Here is a 17,749-nt window from a genome sequence, read left to right on the forward strand (position 1 = left end):
CGGTTGAAGGTGTCGACGGTTCAGAGATTCATGCGGGCGGCAGTAACACGGTCGAGATCGTCGACCAGCTTGGCTTGCGGCGCTGGCGCCGGCGGCGCGCTGGCGTCACGGCCAAAACCGTCGCCGAACGCCCGGATCACGTCGCGGCTGAGCTCGAACACCGCGGAATCGTCGTAGCTGCGCGGCCGCGGGATCGGCACGCGGATCTCCTGCTGGAACGCGCCGCCCGACATCACCAGGATGCGATCGGCCAGGAAACAGGCCTCGTAGGCGTTGTGAGTGACGAACACGATGGTCTTGCGGGTCTCTTCCCAGATCGTCAGCAGATCGGTGCGGATGCGCCGCGCGGTGATCTCGTCGAGGCCCGAGAACGGCTCGTCCATCAGCAGGATGCCGGGCTCGACGCAGAGCGCGCGGACCAGCGCCAATCGCTGCGCCATGCCGCCGGAAATCTGGTGCGGATAGTAGTCGCGAAAATCCGACAGCCCGGTCATCGCCAGATAGCGCGACTTCAGCTCCTGCCAGCGCCCGGGCGGCACCTTGCAGCTCGACAGCGCGAAATCGAGATTGCCTTCGGCGGTCAGCCACGGCAGCAGCCGCGGCTCCTGAAACAGATAGCCGACGCGGCCGCCGCTGACGCGGGCCTCGCCCTCGTACACCTTGTCGAGCCCGGCCAGCACGTTGAGCAGGGTCGACTTGCCGCAGCCGGACGGGCCGAGGATGCAGAGGAATTCGCCCGAGCCGACCTCGAGATCGAGATTCTTCAGCACGGTGCGCGAATTGCCGTCGCGATCCTTGAAGGTCTTGCGGAGCGAGGCGACCTTGATGGCTGGATTCATACTGCTACCTGCGGGCGCCATGCGAAGATGCGACGTTCGATCGGTTTCAGGATCAACAGCTCGATCATGAGCATGATGATGGTGAACAGCAGCGTCCAGGCGAGCACTTGTCGCATATCGGCAAGCTGGTACCAGTAGAACAGCTTGAACCCGACGCCGTTCGGCCGGCCGATCAGCTCGACCAGCACGGTGATCTTCCAGATGATGCCGAGGCCGAACCGCGCCGAGGCCATCACATAGGGAAAGATCTGCGGCAGCAGCACGCGGCGGACGATGTCGGGCCTCGAGGCTTCGAACACCCGCGCCATCGCCACCAGCTTGGTATCGACGTTCTTGACGCCCTCCCAGATGTTGATGGTGATCGACGGCGCTGCCGTCACGGCGATGGCGAGGATCGCGGCGCCCTCGTTGAGCCCGAACCACATGAACGCCATGATGGCATAGCACAGGCTGGGCACCGTCAGCCCGATCATCACCCAGACGTCGAGCACGGCCTCGGCGCGGCGGTTCAGCCCCATCAGCACGCCGATCGGCACGCCGAGCAGCAGCGCCAGAATCAGGCCGCCGACAACGCGCAGCATGGTCATCGCCACATCGGTCTCGACCCGGCCGCCGGCGATTTCGCCCCACAGCACCTGCGCGGTCTCGATCGGGCCGGGGAAGATCTCGGGCGGCAGCGTGAGCGACAGCAATCCCCAGACGATCCCCGCCGCCACGAAGGAAAACACCTTAAGCATGGTCGGACTCCCGAGTGATCCGCAGTTCAGGAAGAGCGATCCCGGCGCGGGCGGCGCAGCGGCGTGCGACCTGGTCGACTTCGGCGAGCAGCGCGTCCTCGTCGACGGTCAGCACCTTGCGATCCCGCATCACCAGCCGGCCATCGATCACGGCGTCGCGGACATCGGCGCCGCGCGCGCTATAGACAAGGGCCTTCTGCGGATCGAACAGCGGCGACAGATGCGGTTGCCGCGCCTCGATGGTGATCAGATCGGCACGCTTGCCGATCTCGATCGACCCGGTATCCGGTTGCCCGATCGCGCGTGCACCTTCCACCGTCGCCATCTGCAGCGCCCGCGCCGCAGTCAGCGCTTCCGGATCGTTGGCCGCGGTCTTGGCGGTAGCACAGGCGTATTTCATGCTCTCGAACACATCCTGCCCGCAATTCGCCGCGGCCCCGTTGGTGGCAAGTCCGCAGGTGATTCCGGCGGTGATGAATTCGCGGATCGGCGGAAATCCGGTGCCCCAGAACAGCCGCGTCGGCGGATCGAACAGGACGGCGGTGCCGCTCGCGGCCAGCAGCTCGATCTCGTGCGGCGAAACGTCCGAACACGCGATCGCCTGCACGTCCGGTCCAAGGCAGCCCACTTCCTCGAGCAATTCGACCTGGCGGATATCGCGACCGAAATGCTGCGCGATCATGCGGTTGAACTCCGGCGACTCGGCGACATGCATATGCAGCGCGAGACCATTGTCCCGGGCGATGCGGCGCGTGATGCGAAATCCCGCCTCATCCAGCACCCACGGCAGCAACGGCCCGATCGACAGCCGCAACCGGCCGCTCTCCGCGCCGTGCCAACGGCCGGCGAGCCGCGCCACGCGTGACGCCTGCTCGGCCGAGGTCTCGCAGAAGCGCGGAGCGAATGCGCGGGCTTCGGTGGCACGGGCCACGGTGCCGCGAATTCCGCTGTCGCGCAGCGCGCGAAACGCCGCATCCTCGATGTCCGAGCCGGCCTGCGGCGGCATGAAGATGTTTTCGACCAGGCTGGTATTGCCGTTTTTGATGTTCTCGACACAGCCGAGCAATTCTGCCGCGTACAGCGCGTCCTCGTCCATCGCCGCCATGATCGGCATGATGAGATCGAGCCATTCGAGCAGGCGCCGCTCCGGGCCGATGGTGCGGCCGAATGTCATGCACAGATGGGTGTGCGAATTGATCAGGCCCGGCAGCACAATCCGGCCGGTGGCGTCGATCACGGCGTCGCACGTCGCGGCAAGCGCGGCGTCAAACGGGCCGACCGCGACGATGTCACGGCCTTCGATCACCACCAGACCATCCTGGATGATGCGGCCGGCGCCGTCCATGGTAAGCACCAGACCGTGCTGGATGGCGGTGCGCGTCACTTGCTATCTCGCCGCAACTGCGACAAACGCAGCACCGTGCGCGCCCGCGTGGCTTCAACCAGCACCTCGGATAACCCGAGGCCGGATAGCATCACGTAGTTAATCGCGCACCGGCTCGAGTTTGCGTCGCTCATTGCGAAAAAATGGCCGGCTTGTTGATCTAAGTCAAATTCATGACAGTAATTCCTTCCATGAATCCTGTTCATGATTTCGTGCGCGATGCACAGTTGCTGATCGTATTGCTAACAATCAGTTCAGCGCCTGCCCAAAGCTCGTGCTGCACCGCAAGATCGCGCATGGACATGTCCGCGACCATGCAGCCTCCGCTCGCGCCGACTTGCGCGGGATAGCCTGCCGGCCGCCGCGCGGGACCGACAGATCAAGCTGCCAGCACGCCGGCGAGCATGACGTTCGCTTCAGGGGCCAGCTGGTAGAACCTTGGAGGGGATGCGGCTGGCGTCGGCTGCGCGCCGGCGCATCTGGTCGCCTTGCGCGGAGCTATCCGTCAGGTTCTTGGCTATCCAGGGGGAGCGAAATCACAACCGCCATCGGCCCCAAGCCCGGCAGATGCAGAAGGTTTCGGCGCACCGCGCGCTTTTGCAGCAACGGACGCTCGGCCGATGTCCATGCCGCCTGCCGAGTCACCGTCGACCGGGCCTGCGCCTTGGCTGCCGAGCCATTCTTTCAAGGCGACGAGAACAGGCGCATCCGGTAGATTTTCGATTGCTCGACGGGGCGAGATGCCGAGTGGATCCGCCTCGAGCGCGTCCCTGAAGAACAAGGCCGCGAGCAGATCGAGGCCGATTTTACTCAGGCAGACCCCCACCAGGTGGCGCCCCACTGCGGCTGCCGGGGGGCCGAGCATCGCCGCAACGGCAAAGGCCTCAGCCGCCTTCGGCCAACTCTTGCGACGACGGTGAAGCTGGCCGAGCTCCAACCAGGCCATGGAATCGCAAGGATCGAACTCGATGACTTGCAGCGCTCGGGTCAGTGCCAGATCGAGATCGCCGGCCCATGCGGCTTCCTTGGCGCGGCTTTGCATCAGCGCGTGCAGGTTCTCCTTGAACAACACCTGCTGGGCCGGCGTCACAGGCCGCATCCGGAACGCGTAGTCTTCAGCGAGGCCCATCGCCCGTGCGACGGCCGCGGCGTCGCCCGCCCGTTGAGGAAGAAAGCCCATCCCGCGGTAAAACCGGCTGATGTGAAGATTGGCCGAGAACTCGTCCATGTCGGCAACCGCCGGTCCAAGGCAGGCTTCGAACCGCGCTCCCCATCGGACGAGTTCAGACGTGTCTGCCCTCGTCTTTGCCTTGTGAACGAAGACCTTCGCGGTCGAATTGAACCGGGTACGGGGCTCAGCTCTCGAGTCACCCGCGATCCGCTCGAGTTTTGACAGGTCGGCGTCGTGGTAGTCGGAGATTTGTTTTGGAACGGCAGCAATGTAACGAGCCGACGCGCACAGGAGGTCCAGCTCGAGCGCAACCGGGTCGGCACCCAGTCCGTGGTCCTCTCGTCCGTCGACCAGATCGATCAGTTGCGAATAAAAGCAGAGCGAATGAAGCAGAAAGGCCAGTCGCACGCGTTTTTCGGGCAGAAGTGCATTCCAGCCGTCGATGGCTCCGCACAGCTTGCCCCAACGCTCCGATCTGAGCCTGGCGGGCAGGTCGTGCGGACGGATCACTGGAGACCGCTGTCCAGTCGTTCTCGCCAGCTGGACGCGAAAGCCAGGTGCCAGAGCCCGCTGAGGCGTGAACCTAGGCAGCTCCAGATCGTCGAAAGCGCGCCACCCGTGCTCGACGCATCTGGCGTGAAGCGGGCCGAACGGGGTCGGTTCGAGATCGAAATACGGATGCAGCAGCCAGGCGCTGAACAAACGCTCTCGATCCGATGTCATCTCGCCTATCCGAACATCGCATGCAAGCAACCATGGCAATCGCCGGTTTGGTACTCACCCTGCTCTTTCATCTTGCTGATCCAGTCCGCATGCTCTTTGCCGAGGCGCTCGAAGTGTCGAGCACATTGCGGATCTGACGACCGCAGAATGTAGATCGCGGGCGCCAGTTCGCCCCACATGTAGGAGACTGGAGCAAGCGCAAAATACTCGCTCGCGTCGCCGGCGCCCTGCAATAGCACCGCGATAGTCTCCCAGGTGCCGATCAGCAGCAGAATGGCACCGAGCGCCTCGGACGCTTCGCTGTCGGTTGCCGCAGCTGCCGAAGATTTCCCTCCGGCCTTGAGCCGTCTCCGGAGTGCCTCGGCAGACTGATAGGCGGGACTTGTTCGCATGCCATGCAGCGTAGCGAGAAGCCGACTGTCCATCGCGTATCCCTCCCTCGAAGGTGTCTCGTTGAACGTCCTTCTGGTAGGTGTGCGACCATCCGGCCGAGGTTCAACCGTCGCGACCCAACAACCGCATCTTCAAGGTATCGGCGGTTTGCGCAGCCGATCGCCGTTCTGCTGCCGCCTCGTCCCGGCGTCCGACCCGATCGTGAACATCGGCCAGCGCAAGACGACATTGGACCCGCAGGGCGCGCATCTCCAATCGCTCGGCCAGCCGGATCGCATCCTGCAGATGGATCGCCGCCTCGTCCGGGCGTCCCCTGGCAAGATCGGCCAACCCCACCACACGCAGACCGTGAGCCTCATTGGCCTGCTCGCCGTGGCGTCTCGCCAAATCGACGGCTCTCGTCGCCGCGGTCGCGCCGGCAGCGTGACGTCCCGCCAATAGGTATAATTCGCCCGCATAGGCGAGACGCAGGGCGTGCCGCGCGACAAAGCCATTCGCCTCGGCAACCTCAATGCTCCGCTCCAGCATCGCCGTCCCTTTTGTCAGATCGCGGCCGAGCCCCAGCGCGTAGCCCAGATGCAGCGCGACGAAGGCAAAGCCCACCGGGCTGTCGGCGAAAGCGCCGACCGCGAGTGCGCTCTCGAATGCCCCAATAGCACGGTCGAAAAATCCCTGGCGCAAAGCCACGACACCGAGCCCGAGATGGGCATAGCCACAGCTGAACGGATGCGCCGCCGCCTCAGCTATGCCGAGGGCACGCGACGCACTGTCGGACGCCTCATCGAAGCATCCGAGCTCGGCCTGCGCCCACCCGATAAACGAGCACGCGAACGACGCCGGGAGAACGAACATGCCAAACCGTTGCGCGGCACGTTCTCCGGCCAACTGCGCGACGTTCCATCCAAAGCACTCGATCGCACGCCTGTAGTCGCCGCGCGTGTGGTGCGCGAGCCCCAATGGCAGGTTGGTCACAATCTGCAGCGCCAGATCGTCAGCGCGCCGAGCCACGTCAAGGGCGCGCTCGCCTGCGGCAATGGACTGTCCATAATTGCCAAGCATCCAGAACTGCTCGGTCAGATAGGACTGAACCCAGCCAATTCGATGCTCGTCGCCAAGTCGCTCCGACAGCACTTCGGCCTCGCGAAGGTAGGTTGCGATTCGCTGGCGGTCGCCGAGCGGCTGAAGCGCATTGCGTATGTCGAAGCGGATATCGATTTCGGTCTCGAGCCTCGTTCTGCTTTCCGGCATCTGCGACGCCGCCGCCAGCGCCCGCTCGAATAGTGCCACGGCTTCCCGGTAGGCTTCCCGATCCGCCGCTTTCGTGCCGGCCCGCCTGAGCAGGTCGACCGCCTGGGACCACATTTGTCCGTGAAACGCATGGTCGGCCAGACGCTCGACTTTTCCGTCGAGGCGGTCGGCGTAAAGCGCCTGCATGATCACCAAAAGTTCGGCGTGGATCTCGCGGCGCCGGTCCAATCGCATCTCTTCGTACGCGACGTCGTGGGTGAGCGCGTGTTTGAAGGCAAACTCGGCACCCGTGGCGGCACCTGCCGGAAACAGGAACTCAGCCGTCTCCAACACGCGCAGCAGGCGGCGCAGCTCCTTTCCGGGCAAGCCCGAGATTGCTTGCAACAAGACAATCGGAACGTTCTGGCCGATGACCGCGGCCTGCTGCAATAGCAGCTTCGCATCGGGACTAAGCTCATCGATGCGCGCAGCGAGAACCGCTTGCACGGTGGGCGGCACGTCGGTGTAGTCGACCGCTCGGCCGAGCCGGTAGCGACCTTGAGGACCCTGAAGCGCGCCCGTTTCCACGAGGGATCTCACGATCTCCTCCGAAAACAAAGGATTGCCTCCTGAACGTTCGAGCAACGAGGCCTTAAGGGCAGCAATACTCGGGTCGGTGCCAAGCAAAGCATCGAGGAGTGCCTGCAAAGGTTCAGTCACGAGCGGCCGGAGCCGCAATCTTTGATGATCGTCGGCCAATTCCCGATCGTCGCGAAAATCCGGGCGATGGCTGACGACGATCAGGATCCGCGAGCTCGAGAATCGATCGGTGACCTCGTGGAGCAGGTCGAGTGTCAGAGAATCGGTCCAGTGCAAATCCTCAAACACCGCAACGACCGGCTGCCGTTCGCTTTCGAGGCGAAGGAGCTCGACGCACGCCTCGTAGGTACATCGACGACGTTGAAGCGGCTCGATTGACCGGAACGAATGCCGACGGTCAAGCACATCAAGAAGGTCGAGCAGTGCCGCCTCCGCATGTGTTGATGTCAGCCCGAGCCCTGCAATTCTGGCGGCGACCTTGTCTCGAACCGTCTTTTTCCGGTCACCGGAGCCGATTCTGAAGTAGCAATTGCGCAGCATCTCGATCAGCGGAAAGTACGGCGTCGCGCGCCCATAAGAAGTGGCGTTCGCTTCGAGAAGCAGGCAGTCCGACAGTTCTGGGGCGTGGATGAATTCGTGGACGAGGCGCGATTTTCCAATTCCAGGCTCGCCAACAACGGCACGGAGTTGACCGCTGCCGCTCTTGGCGTGCTTCAGCGCATCCTTCAGGTCCTCCATCTCGCGCTCGCGGCCAACGAACCGCGTCAACCCTCGGCCGATCGCGGCTTGCAGCCGGGTCCGGCCGGTTGTTTTGCTGACGATCTCAAATACCTCGATGGTTTGCCCGAGGCCTCTGACCGATCTCCAGCCAAGCGGCTTGGTTTCGATGTATCCTTCAGCCAGTCTGATGGTATCTATTGTAGCAAGTACACTTCCCGGCCGCGCCATCTGCTCCATGCGCGACGCGATATGAACGGTCTGGCCGACGAGGCCAATATCCGAATAGGCACCCAGCTGTTTCGGGACGACGATCTGCCCGGAATTTATCCCGATCCGGATTGAGAGACCCCGCCTTCCGCTTGATCTCGTCGACCTCGCGTATTTGCGGATCATTGCCTGCATTTCGAGGGCGGCGTGGCTGGCACGCATCGCGTGGTCTTCCTGCGCCACGGGTGCCCCGAACAGCGCCATGATTCCATCGCCCATTACACTGGCAACGAACCCATTATAGCTTCTCACCGCGGCCGTCATCAGTTCGACAATGGGATCCAGGATTCGCTGAGCATCTTCTGGATCGCGATTGGCGATCAATCCCATTGACCCTTTGATATCGGCGAACAAGACGGTGATCCACTTGCGCTCACCGCCGAGCAAGGAATTGTCCTTGATATCGGCCAAGGCGACCGCTTCGCCGTCTTGTCCTGAGTGCGAGCCGAGCGCCGCATGCGGCCCATTCTGGCGCCGAACCGGCGCTCCGCAAGCTGAGCAAAATTGGGCTCTGACTGTCAGCGACTTTCCACACGCCGCACAGGATCGTTGCGCTCCCCGCGGGACGGCCAGTTCGACATTCCGCCGCCGGGACTCGCGCTTCATGTTGTCGCCTCAGAAGACTCGCGAAGAGGAAACGAACAACTGGACAGTAGTCCAAGACAATAGCACCCGGTACAACAAGCTCGCTCACCATACATGAACAAGCATGCTCGAGACGAAGCCGCTATGCCGGTCGAATGACACGATCGGACGTCGATCCTGCCGAGACATTGGCAAGCATGGAGCTCTTCAGGGGATCACCCGCAGACACTGCTGCGCGAGGCGCGTCTGCTAACGATGGTTACATCGCCCCACTCCGCCATTATTTTGTTCGAGCAGCATGGCAACAAAGGGGCGGGTGACGGGGATAGCGGTAGGCTCTTGATTGCCAGGAGACGTCCGTTCGGAAAGGCCGCCAGAACAGTTGAGCGGCGTTTAAGGTGCTGATCTATCGGGCCCGCTCCGTCCTCGCGGACAGCGGCAGCGGCACGCCGCGGGGCTGCCCGTCTATCGCGCTACGCCGCGCCGCAAGCCGCGCGCGGCGTTTGCGGGCCCAGATCACCACACCGGTGACCGACAGCGCCGCGACCACGAGGCCCATCGCCGAGATCAGGATGCGGCCCGGCAGGCCGAGGATGCGGCCGGAATGCAGCGGCAGCTGCATCTGCACGAACACGTCCGCCGCGGTGCCGACCCAGGGCAGCCGTTCGCCGAGCGGGCGGCCATCCTCGCTGTCGTAATACAGTTGCGCCGGCCCGACGCCGGCCGCGCCATGCTCCTCGCCGGGCTTGAAGAACTGAGCGGCGAACACGCCGTGCGCCGGGCCGTAGAACAGCGAGCCAAGCGGCTCGGTGAAGCCGCGCGCCTTGGCGTCGGCGCTGGCGCGCTCGGCGATCTGCTCGAAGCTCATCTTCGGCTCGATCGGGTCGTCGAGGCTGCGGTACGGCCGCTGCTCGTAGGGCGTCGGCGTGTAGTTCGACACCGTCTTCATCAGCGGCGAGAACACCTCGAAGTACAGGTTGAGCGAGAACGCCGTGAAGGCGACCACGAACAGCACCGCCCAGGTCCACAGGCTGAAGGCACGGTGGATATCGAAATTGATCCGGTAGGCGCTGCCCGAGGTCTTGATCTTCCAGGCCGGCGCCCAGCGCGCCCAGAACCCCTTGCCGAGCTGCCGCTTCACCGCCGGCGCCTGCCCGGCGCGCAGCAGCTTGCGGGCCGGCAGCGTCAGATAGAAGCCGACGAAGCAATCGATGGTCCAGATGATGGCGATGATGCCGAGCAGCCGCGCACCCCACCGATCGCTGCCCCAGAACTCCGGGACGTGCATGGTGTAGTGCAGCTTGTACAGAAACGAGACGAAGTTCTCGCTGGTGACCGGCCACACCGCTCCCCAGTAGCGCCGGCCGAGCTCGGTGCCCGTGTTCGGATCGAGGAAGATCTGGTTGTAATCGAGCGCGTAGCGCTTGCCAGTTGCCGGATCGATCCGCGGCTGCACAAAGAACGCCAGCGAATGGCCCGGCTCCGGCGTCATCGGGAAGAAGATCACGCGCGCGCGGGGATCGCGCTGTTCGATCTGTTTGGCGAGATCGGTCGACGGGATTGCCGGCCCGGAGCTCGCCACGTCGAACAGCTTGGCATTCAGCGTTTCGTCGAGCTCGTGATCCCACGAGATCACCGCGCCGGTGACGCCCGAAAAGAACAGGAAGGCTGCCGTGAGCAGCCCGGCCCAGCGATGCAGCCTCCCGAACGCCGCCCTCATGCTGCGCTTCCCACAGCGGACCGCGCCTTGTGGGCGGGGGTGATCGACAGAAGGGCAGACTTTGTCATGGCACGCCGTCGCTGGTCAGACTTGATCCGACCGCTCTACCGCGTTGGAGCCGAGAGTACAGGCTCGCGCTCCTGGAATCGTTTCAAACTGATCAATTGCGGCCGCCATGCAGCGCTTTAACGAGAACGCGGGCAGCGATGCGACATCGTGCCTCGGCCTTCACGACACTCCCCAAACGATCACGCCGACCAGCGATCCTCTTCCTCGCGCTGGGCCTGCTCGTTCAGCCGTTGGGCGATCTCCTCGGCGAGCTTCTTGCTCTTCGCCTCGGCGATCTTTTCGCCGTCCTGGGTCTTGAGCTCGGTGCTCTCGGCGTGAACCGGAAAATCATCCGGTTCGAGGTCGGCTCCTTTGATGTCGTCGGGCATCGTTCGTCCTCCGCCTGCTTTGATTGACGGAACAACGCTCGTCGCGGCCGATGGTGCCATCGTTCCTGGTCCATGACAGCGTCCGCATGTTGGACGTCTTGAACGATGAAACTATAATAATTGGACAACTCTGCGATCGGCTCCATAATGGGTGCATGATCGAAGACGTTCCGTCCCGTCCACTCGCCCCGCCGATGCTCTCCGCCGCCGCCGTGCTGGCGGACAGCGCCGGGGACGCAGCGTTCGCCACGACGCTCGCCAAGGGGCTGATTGTGCTCGAGGCGTTCGATGCGGCGGCGCCGCTGCTCGGCAACATGCAGATCTCGGTGCGCACCGGCATTCCGCGCCCGACAGTGGCGCGGCTGACCCACACCCTCGCCGAGCTGGGCTACCTGCGTTACGACGCCGCGATCTCGAAATACGGCCTCGGCACCCGCGCGCTACGAATCGTCCGGCCGCTTCTGGCCGACATGCCGTTCCGCCAGCTCGCTCGGCCGCTGATGCAGGACCTCGCGGTCAGCGTTCGCGGCACAGTGTCGATCGGCCTCCTCGACGGGCCGTCGATCATCTATGTCGAGACCGCGCGCTCCGGCGATGTCGGCCCGCATAGTCCGGATATCGGCCTGCCGATCCCGGTGGTGCGTACCGCGATGGGCCGCGCTGCCGCGGCGTTGCTGCCGGAACGCGAAGCCACCGCCCTGGCGACACGGCTCGCCGCCGCCGACCCGGCGATGTGGGAGAGCTATGCCGAGCTGTATCGCTCCGGCCTGCAGCAATGCGCCGAGCGCGGCTTCTGCACCTGTTTCGGCGACTACATGCCGGCGATCCACGCGGTCGCAGCGCCGCTGTTCCGCGCCAGATCGCTGCAGCGCACCTTCGCGATCAATTGCGGCATCCCTGAATTCCGGCTGCAACCCGGCCAGCTCGAAGCCGAGATCGGCCCGCGGCTGCGCGCGCTCGCCGCCAGCATCCGCGCGCTGGTCGGCGAGGCCGAGCCGGTGATCCCCGCACGAACCGATGAACCCGCCGGCTGAACCCTGCGGCGACGACAACACCACGCCTTCAGGTCCGCCAGCCCAACGAGCGGACCGGAGCAACAAGGAGGACGACATGCCCCTGACCCGACGCACGCTGCTGGCCTCGGCGGCCGCGCTGGCCTCTGCGCCCACTTGGCCGGCATTCGCCGAGGTCGAATGGCCGACGCGGCTGGTGCGGATGATATCGCCGTATGGCGCCGGCGGCGCCAACGACATCTCGCTGCGAATCTTCAACGAGTTCTTCGAGCGCGAGCTGAAGCAGCAGTTCATCGTCGAGAACAAGCCCGGCGCCGGCACCCGCATCGCAAACGAGATGGTGGCCAAGGCCGCGCCCGACGGCTCCACCTTTCTTTACGTGGCTGCGCCCTACGCGACCGCGGAAGCGCTGTTCGGCAAGCTGAACTACGACCGCAAGGAGCTGACGCCGGTCGCGATGGCGGTGACGGCGCCGATCTTCCTGATCATCAACGCCAAGTCCGAGTACAAGACGCTGCCGGAGCTGATCGCCTACGGCAAGGCCAAGAAGGACGGCCTGACCTTCGCCTCGCCGGGCCCGGGCTCGCAGCCGCATCTCGCCGCCGAGCTGCTGTTCAGGACCGCCGGCGTCAAGGGCCTCAACATTCCGTTCCGCGGCGACTCCGCCTCCTACACCGAACTGCTCGCCGGCCGGGTCGACGCCACCTTCACGGCGATCAGTTCGGCGTTGCCGCACATCCAGGCCGGAAACTTCCGCGTACTCGGCGTCGCCTCCGCCCAGCGCAGCACGATCTATCCGGACGCGCCGACGCTGGTCGAGCTGGGCTTTCCGCAGATCGTCGCCGCCGGCTGGTACGGCTTCATGGCGCCCGCCGCGACGCCGGCGCCGATCGTCGCCAGGCTGCAGGACACCGTACTGCGTGCCCTGCAGGACCCCACCGTCAAGCAGAAGCTGCTCGACCAGGGCCTCGAGGCCAGCGGGCGCCCCGGCGCCGAGTTCGCCACGTTCATCGACGAAGAAACCAGCAAATGGAGCAAGGTCATCGAGGAGGCCGGCCTCAAGGGACAGCAATAGCCGCCCGGCCCGTGCGGACGCGACGCGACGACAACGACAACCCACAACGAGGAACGTCATGAGGACACTGATCGCCGGCCTCGCCGCCGCGATGGCCATCGCCTGCGCGGCCCCAGCTGCCCACGCCCAGAAGAAATACGATACCGGCGCCACCGACAGCGAGATCAAGGTCGGCCAGACGGCGCCGCTGTCCGGCCCGGCCTCGGCCTATTCGTCGATCGCCAAGACCCAGGCCGCCTTTATGCGGATGGTCAACGAGCAGGGCGGCGTCAACGGCCGCAAGGTCAACCTGATCCAGTACGACGACGCCTACTCGCCGCCCAAGACCGTCGAGCAGGTTCGCAAGCTGGTCGAGGGCGACGAGGTGCTGCTGACATTCCAGATCATCGGCACGGCACCGAACGCCGCGGTGCTGAAATATCTCAACGCCAAGAAGGTGCCGCAGCTGTTCGCCGCCACCGGCGCGGCGCGCTTCACCGACCCGAAGAACTTCCCGTGGACGATGGGCTTCAACCCGAGCTACTTCGTCGAGGGCCGGATCTACGGCCAGTTCATCCTCAAGCAGCATCCGAACGCCAAAGTCGGCGTGCTGTGGCAGAACGACGACCTCGGCAAGGATTATCTCGCCGGCATCAAGGCCGGGCTTGGCGACAAGGCCGCCAAGATGATCGTCGCCGAAGCGTCCTACGAACTATCCGAGCCGACCATCGACTCGCAGATCCTCAAGATCCGCGACTCCGGCGCCGATTTGTTGTTCAGCGCCGCGACGCCGAAACAGGCCGCACAGGCGATCAAGAAGCTGCACGAGATCGGCTGGAAACCGGTCCACATCATCGACATTAACGCTGGCTCGATCGGCGCGGTACTGAAGCCGGCCGGGCTCGAAGCCTCCAAGGGCGTGATCAGCGTCGGCTACGTCAAGGAGCCGGACGATCCGCAATGGGCCAACGACGAAGGCAACAAGCGCTATCTCGACTTCATGGCCAAGTACTATCCGGACGGCGACCGCAATTCGAGCTTCAACGTCTACGGCTACATCACCGCGCAGCTGCTGGTGCAGGTGCTGAAGCAATGCGGCGACGACCTGACGCGCGAGAACGTGATGCGCCAGGCCAGCAACCTCACCAACGTCCCGCTCGACATGCTGCTCCCCGGCATCACCGTCACCACCACGCCGACCGACTACCGCGTCAACAAGCAGTTCCAAATGGCCAAATTCGACGGCGAAAAATGGGAACGCTACGGCGACATCATCACCGACCAGGCGAAGGAGTAGTAAGCAAGGCGCGACCTTAGCTTCTACGCGCAGCCCCTCCCCGCATGCAGCGCGCCCCCTCTCCCGCTTGCGGGAGAGGGTTGGGGTGAGGGCGCCCCAGCCGATGACTCAGCGATTCGCGGAGAGGAGTGCCCTCACCCGCCGCGCTTCGCGCGTCGACCTCTCCCGCAAGCGGGAGAGGTGCGCCGTGCCGGATCGCTCCGCCGGCAACTACACAGCGCCCAGCCACGCACACACCGCCTCCGGCATCGCCCGCACCTCGCCCGGAAACGGCCCCGTCGCGAAACCAACGTGGCCGCCATCATCGGGCTGCACCAACGCGACGTGATCCCCGACCTGATGCGGCGCCGGCAGCGAGCCGCCCGGCACGAACGGATCGTTGCGGGCGTTCAGCACCAAGGCCGGCACGCGGATCCTGTGCAGATGCGGCTTCGCCGACGCCCGCGTCCAGTAATCGTCGACGTCGGCGAAGCCGTGCAGCGGCGCCGTGAAGGCGTCGTCGAAGGCGCGCAGCGTGGTCGCCGCGAGCATCCGGTCGCGATCGAACAGACCAGGATGCTGCCGCCATTTCGCCAGCGCACGCGGCTTCATGGTGCGCAGGAAGTTGCGGACATAGATCTGCCGGTTGAGACCGGCGTCGATAGCAGCACCGGCGGCGAGTAGATCGAGCGGTGCGGAGATCGATGCCACCGCGCGCACCGTCTGCGCCGCGCTATCGCCGGCCTCCTCGGTCCAGCGCAACAGCGCGTTGCCGCCGAGCGAGACGCCGGCGGCGAGCACCGGCGCACCGGCGCGGTCACGCAGCCGGCCGAGCATCCAGCCGATCTCCTCGAAGTCGCCGGAGTGATAGGAGCGCGGCGCCAGATTGGGCTCGCCCGAGCAGCCGCGGAAATGCGGAATGCTGAAGCGCCAGCCGCGCGCCTGTGCGGCGCGCGCGAAGGCGATCGCGTAGCGGCTGGACGACGAGCCTTCCAGCCCATGAAACAGCACCAGCCACGGCGCCGCTTCGGGGCCAGCGAGATGATCGACGTCGATGAAGTCGCCGTCCGGCGCGCGCCAGCGCTCGCGCGCGAGCCGCGGCGCTTCGGCCGGCCGCGGCTTCGCGAACAGCGCCGGCCAGATCGTTTGCAGATGGCCGCCGGGCAGCCACCACGGCGCGCGATAGGCGCACAAAGGCTCGTGCATCGCTCTACACCGCCGCCACCTCGCGCCGTAGCCAGCCGAGATACTTGCCGGCCCCGGCCGTCACTGGCAGCTGGATAATCTCCGGCGTATCGTAGGAATGCAGGGAACTAATCAAATCGCGCAGCGCTGCGAAATGCCCCGGCACTGTTTTGAAGAGCAGCAATTGTTCGGCGTCGCTGGTAATTCTACCGTCCCACCAATAATGGCTGCAGATGGCCTGGATCTGGACACAGGCGGCGAGCCGGGCTTCGAGCGTTGCGACTGCCAGACGCTCCGCCTCATCCTTGCTGGGCGCCGTGACCATCACCACGCAGGCGTCGGCCTGATCCATCCCCATGCTCCTTTTGGCTGAGGCCCGGTGGATTGCGCGTGGGCCTCGTCATTGCTAACGCACGCCGATCCGCCGTTCCGCCCCGGAGACCGCCATGCCGATTTACGGCTATGTCTGTAACAAATGCGGGCACCGCTTCGAAACGCTGCTCTACGCGAACGAGACCGCGAACTGCCCGTCGTGCCAGAGTACCGATCTTGACCAGCAGCTGTCGCTGATCGCGAGGCCCGCCAAGGCAGGCCCGGACGTGCCGATGTGTGATGGCGCGGGCGGCTGCGGCCGCTGCACGGACCTCTGCGCCTGATCCGCGACGCGGTGGCGCGTTGCCACAAGGAACGAACCCGCGCCCGTCGCCGTTTGGTCCGCTGACCTCTCATTCTTCAAAGGCAGCGACGCATGGCGCAGATCACCCGCGTATTCGACAGTTCTGGCCGCGCACAGGCCGCCCTCGACGAGCTGAAGGCCAAGGGCTTTGCAGACGCCGAGCTGACGCCGGCGGCGGACCAGAAAGGCCGGACTGTGCTGCGCGTCGAGGCGCCGTTTGGCACCGGCCTCAAGGTTGAGGCTATTTTGAACCGCCACGCCGAGGGCAGCGCGCCGGCCGCGCCCCAGCGTGCGACCGCCGCCTCAGGCGCTGCGGCGCCTCCTGCGGCCGAACCGCAAGCCGCGGCGCGAATTCAGACCGCGACGGCCCGCTCGGCTCCGGCCAAATCCGCTACGCCGGCTCGCAACGGTTCGCACGACGGCGTGCGCAGCGGACCCCGCACGCTGTCGCAATGGCTCGGTATTCCAGAGCTGATCGATTCGGATACATTCTTCTCCGGCTTCCCGCTGCTGATCCGGCCGACGCCGAAGCTGACGGGTGAGAGCACTCGCCTCCGCGATTAGCGAGGGCATTGCTCGGGGCGCCCTCACCCCAGCCCTCTCCCGCAAGCGGGAGGGGGGGGCGCGTTGTGGGCTCGGCGCGCTACTCGGCCTTCTCTGTCGTCCGTGTATTGCTGCGGCGGGCGGCTGAGGCGCTGCTGCCGGCTTCGCTACAGGGAATCGGGGTCCAGCTCCCGTCGGGCGCCTTCATGTACGAAGTGCAACCGGTCGACGTGGCTTCGCTGGCATTGCGCTGCTGACCTTGATTGTTTGCCAGTGCGGGCGCGGACAACAGTGCCGTTGCGGCGAGGGTGGCGATGCTGAAGATCTGGATGCGGGAAAGGGTCATGTCCGGTCCTCCGTTGACGGAACGGGGCGGACTATTCCGACAAATTGTGACAACTTCTTGCAAAAAGGAGCGCGCAGTGTCGCAGATGCGCCGCGAGGGCGGCGCCTTGCTTAACAACTGCTAAAAGCGTCCCAGGGCGGGGTACGTCCGCGTACTATCAGGTCCTGGCGGGATGGTGCTCAGCGGTACAATACGCCACGGCCGACCGACGTCCGATTCTGCCAGTTGAACCGCACCAGCTCAGGGTCGACATGCTCCTCGACCGGCCAGCCGACGCACAGGTAGGCGATGAACTTCCACTCCGCCGGCACCTCGAGCGCGGCGGTCGCCGCCTCTGGATCGAGGATCGACACCCAGCCGACACCGAGACCGAGCGCCCGCGCGGCCAGCCAGAACGTTTCGATCATCGCGACCACTGAATAATCCAGCGCCTCCGGCATAGTCTGGCGGCCAACGCCAAGGCCCTGCGGCGTGGCCCGATCGCAGAACAGCGCGAATTGCCGCGGCGCGACGTCCATGCCTTCGAGCTTGAGCTGCGCGTATTGCGCGGCGCGCTCGCCCTGATAGGCGCTCGCCGCGCTCTCGTTGCAGCGGATAAAATTTTCGCGGATCTTCACCCGCATCGCCGCGCTGTCGACGCTGACCCAGCGCCACGGCTGGCTGTTGCCGACCGACGGCGCGAGCTGCGCGAGATCGAGCAGATGCTCGATCAGCGCCGGGTCGACGGCATCGGGCCGAAAGCGGCGGACGTCGCGCCGCCACGCGATCAGCTCGGCGAATTTTTGCTGAAACGCCGCGTCGAACACCGGCGGCTCGGCGTTGAGGGGCGCGTTATTGCGGGGCTCGGTCATCG

The 17,749-nt window shown here is 65.1% G+C and carries 17 protein-coding genes; 5 read left to right on the plus strand and 12 right to left on the minus strand.

Annotated elements, in window-relative coordinates; all coding sequences use genetic code 11:
• Positions 1–20: 20 nt before the first annotated feature.
• From D4Q52_RS13085 to D4Q52_RS13120, 8 genes are all read right to left on the minus strand, one after another.
• Positions 21–839, minus strand: coding sequence for an ABC transporter ATP-binding protein (locus D4Q52_RS13085; RefSeq protein WP_182915307.1), 819 nt, complete (start codon positions 837–839; stop codon positions 21–23).
• A complete protein-coding gene (locus D4Q52_RS13090) occupies positions 836–1,576 on the minus strand; it encodes an ABC transporter permease (protein ID WP_119857011.1) in 741 nt (246 codons plus the stop codon). The genes D4Q52_RS13085 and D4Q52_RS13090 overlap by 4 nt, the downstream gene beginning before the upstream one ends.
• The gene (locus tag D4Q52_RS13095) at positions 1,569–2,960 is read right to left on the minus strand and encodes an amidohydrolase family protein (RefSeq protein ID WP_119857012.1); all 1,392 of its coding nucleotides are present in this window, start codon (positions 2,958–2,960) and stop codon (positions 1,569–1,571) included. Before D4Q52_RS13095 ends, D4Q52_RS13090 begins: the two co-directional genes overlap by 8 nt.
• A gap of 517 nt (positions 2,961–3,477) precedes the next feature.
• Positions 3,478–4,854 carry a hypothetical protein gene (locus D4Q52_RS13100; protein WP_147407792.1) on the minus strand — a complete coding sequence of 459 codons (1,377 nt, stop codon included), beginning with the start codon at positions 4,852–4,854 and terminating at the stop codon, positions 3,478–3,480.
• A gap of 5 nt (positions 4,855–4,859) precedes the next feature.
• Entirely contained in the window at positions 4,860–5,279 is a 420-nt protein-coding gene (locus tag D4Q52_RS13105) for a hypothetical protein (protein WP_119857014.1), read from the minus strand.
• A gap of 70 nt (positions 5,280–5,349) precedes the next feature.
• Positions 5,350–8,472, minus strand: a complete 3,123-nt coding sequence (locus tag D4Q52_RS13110) for an ATP-binding protein (RefSeq protein WP_182915308.1) — start codon at positions 8,470–8,472, stop codon at positions 5,350–5,352.
• Positions 8,473–9,052: 580 nt separating this feature from the next.
• A complete protein-coding gene (gene fsrB, locus D4Q52_RS13115; RefSeq protein WP_119857016.1) occupies positions 9,053–10,366 on the minus strand; it encodes a siderophore utilization protein FsrB in 1,314 nt (437 codons plus the stop codon).
• A gap of 248 nt (positions 10,367–10,614) precedes the next feature.
• Complete coding sequence (locus D4Q52_RS13120) at positions 10,615–10,863, minus strand: hypothetical protein (RefSeq protein WP_425328485.1); 249 nt, start codon at positions 10,861–10,863, stop codon at positions 10,615–10,617.
• Between the two features lie 95 nt (positions 10,864–10,958).
• Between D4Q52_RS13120 and D4Q52_RS13125 the strand changes: the two genes are divergently transcribed.
• From D4Q52_RS13125 to D4Q52_RS13135, 3 genes are all read left to right on the plus strand, one after another.
• Entirely contained in the window at positions 10,959–11,837 is an 879-nt protein-coding gene (locus tag D4Q52_RS13125; RefSeq protein WP_119857018.1) for an IclR family transcriptional regulator, read from the plus strand.
• A gap of 76 nt (positions 11,838–11,913) precedes the next feature.
• Positions 11,914–12,891 carry a Bug family tripartite tricarboxylate transporter substrate binding protein gene (locus tag D4Q52_RS13130; RefSeq protein WP_119857019.1) on the plus strand — a complete coding sequence of 326 codons (978 nt, stop codon included), beginning with the start codon at positions 11,914–11,916 and terminating at the stop codon, positions 12,889–12,891.
• Between the two features lie 58 nt (positions 12,892–12,949).
• A complete protein-coding gene (locus D4Q52_RS13135) occupies positions 12,950–14,167 on the plus strand; it encodes an ABC transporter substrate-binding protein (protein WP_119857020.1) in 1,218 nt (405 codons plus the stop codon).
• Positions 14,168–14,377: 210 nt separating this feature from the next.
• Here the strand turns inward: D4Q52_RS13135 and D4Q52_RS13140 are convergent, their stop codons facing one another.
• Together D4Q52_RS13140 and cutA are read right to left on the minus strand one after the other, a co-directional pair.
• Positions 14,378–15,352, minus strand: a complete 975-nt coding sequence (locus D4Q52_RS13140) for a YheT family hydrolase (protein WP_119857021.1) — start codon at positions 15,350–15,352, stop codon at positions 14,378–14,380.
• A 4-nt stretch (positions 15,353–15,356) separates the two neighbouring features.
• Positions 15,357–15,683, minus strand: coding sequence for a divalent-cation tolerance protein CutA (gene cutA, locus D4Q52_RS13145; RefSeq protein WP_119857118.1), 327 nt, complete (start codon positions 15,681–15,683; stop codon positions 15,357–15,359).
• Positions 15,684–15,777: 94 nt separating this feature from the next.
• Between cutA and D4Q52_RS13150 the strand changes: the two genes are divergently transcribed.
• Both D4Q52_RS13150 and D4Q52_RS13155 read left to right on the plus strand, forming a co-directional pair.
• The gene (locus tag D4Q52_RS13150) at positions 15,778–15,987 is read left to right on the plus strand and encodes an FmdB family zinc ribbon protein (RefSeq protein WP_119857022.1); all 210 of its coding nucleotides are present in this window, start codon (positions 15,778–15,780) and stop codon (positions 15,985–15,987) included.
• A 92-nt stretch (positions 15,988–16,079) separates the two neighbouring features.
• Entirely contained in the window at positions 16,080–16,571 is a 492-nt protein-coding gene (locus tag D4Q52_RS13155; RefSeq protein ID WP_119857023.1) for a hypothetical protein, read from the plus strand.
• Between the two features lie 79 nt (positions 16,572–16,650).
• Here D4Q52_RS13155 and D4Q52_RS13160 read toward each other — a convergent pair whose 3' ends face one another.
• Together D4Q52_RS13160 and bluB are read right to left on the minus strand one after the other, a co-directional pair.
• Positions 16,651–16,896 (minus strand): hypothetical protein, encoded by a 246-nt coding sequence (locus D4Q52_RS13160; RefSeq protein ID WP_119857024.1) that lies wholly within the window; start codon positions 16,894–16,896, stop codon positions 16,651–16,653.
• 179 nt (positions 16,897–17,075) lie between these two features.
• Complete coding sequence (gene bluB, locus D4Q52_RS13165) at positions 17,076–17,747, minus strand: 5,6-dimethylbenzimidazole synthase (RefSeq protein WP_119857025.1); 672 nt, start codon at positions 17,745–17,747, stop codon at positions 17,076–17,078.
• Between the last annotated feature and the right edge of the window lie 2 nt (positions 17,748–17,749).

It is taken from the genome of Rhodopseudomonas palustris, from assembly GCF_003591005.1.
Lineage (GTDB): Bacteria > Pseudomonadota > Alphaproteobacteria > Rhizobiales > Xanthobacteraceae > Rhodopseudomonas > Rhodopseudomonas palustris_K.

Excerpts from the sequence above, each read along its gene's own strand:
- D4Q52_RS13085 (WP_182915307.1), bottom strand. The coding sequence starts at position 839 with ATGAATCCAGCCATCAAGGTCGCCTCGCTCCGCAAGACCTTCAAGGAT.
- D4Q52_RS13090 (WP_119857011.1), bottom strand. The coding sequence starts at position 1,576 with ATGCTTAAGGTGTTTTCCTTCGTGGCGGCGGGGATCGTCTGGGGATTG.
- D4Q52_RS13100 (WP_147407792.1), bottom strand. The coding sequence starts at position 4,854 with ATGACATCGGATCGAGAGCGTTTGTTCAGCGCCTGGCTGCTGCATCCG.
- D4Q52_RS13105 (WP_119857014.1), bottom strand. The coding sequence starts at position 5,279 with ATGGACAGTCGGCTTCTCGCTACGCTGCATGGCATGCGAACAAGTCCC.
- fsrB (WP_119857016.1), bottom strand. The coding sequence starts at position 10,366 with ATGAGGGCGGCGTTCGGGAGGCTGCATCGCTGGGCCGGGCTGCTCACG.
- D4Q52_RS13120 (WP_425328485.1), bottom strand. The coding sequence starts at position 10,863 with ATGGCACCATCGGCCGCGACGAGCGTTGTTCCGTCAATCAAAGCAGGC.
- D4Q52_RS13125 (WP_119857018.1), top strand. The coding sequence starts at position 10,959 with ATGATCGAAGACGTTCCGTCCCGTCCACTCGCCCCGCCGATGCTCTCC.
- D4Q52_RS13130 (WP_119857019.1), top strand. The coding sequence starts at position 11,914 with ATGCCCCTGACCCGACGCACGCTGCTGGCCTCGGCGGCCGCGCTGGCC.
- D4Q52_RS13135 (WP_119857020.1), top strand. The coding sequence starts at position 12,950 with ATGAGGACACTGATCGCCGGCCTCGCCGCCGCGATGGCCATCGCCTGC.
- D4Q52_RS13140 (WP_119857021.1), bottom strand. The coding sequence starts at position 15,352 with ATGCACGAGCCTTTGTGCGCCTATCGCGCGCCGTGGTGGCTGCCCGGC.
- cutA (WP_119857118.1), bottom strand. The coding sequence starts at position 15,683 with ATGGATCAGGCCGACGCCTGCGTGGTGATGGTCACGGCGCCCAGCAAG.
- D4Q52_RS13150 (WP_119857022.1), top strand. The coding sequence starts at position 15,778 with ATGCCGATTTACGGCTATGTCTGTAACAAATGCGGGCACCGCTTCGAA.
- D4Q52_RS13155 (WP_119857023.1), top strand. The coding sequence starts at position 16,080 with ATGGCGCAGATCACCCGCGTATTCGACAGTTCTGGCCGCGCACAGGCC.
- D4Q52_RS13160 (WP_119857024.1), bottom strand. The coding sequence starts at position 16,896 with ATGACCCTTTCCCGCATCCAGATCTTCAGCATCGCCACCCTCGCCGCA.
- bluB (WP_119857025.1), bottom strand. The coding sequence starts at position 17,747 with ATGACCGAGCCCCGCAATAACGCGCCCCTCAACGCCGAGCCGCCGGTG.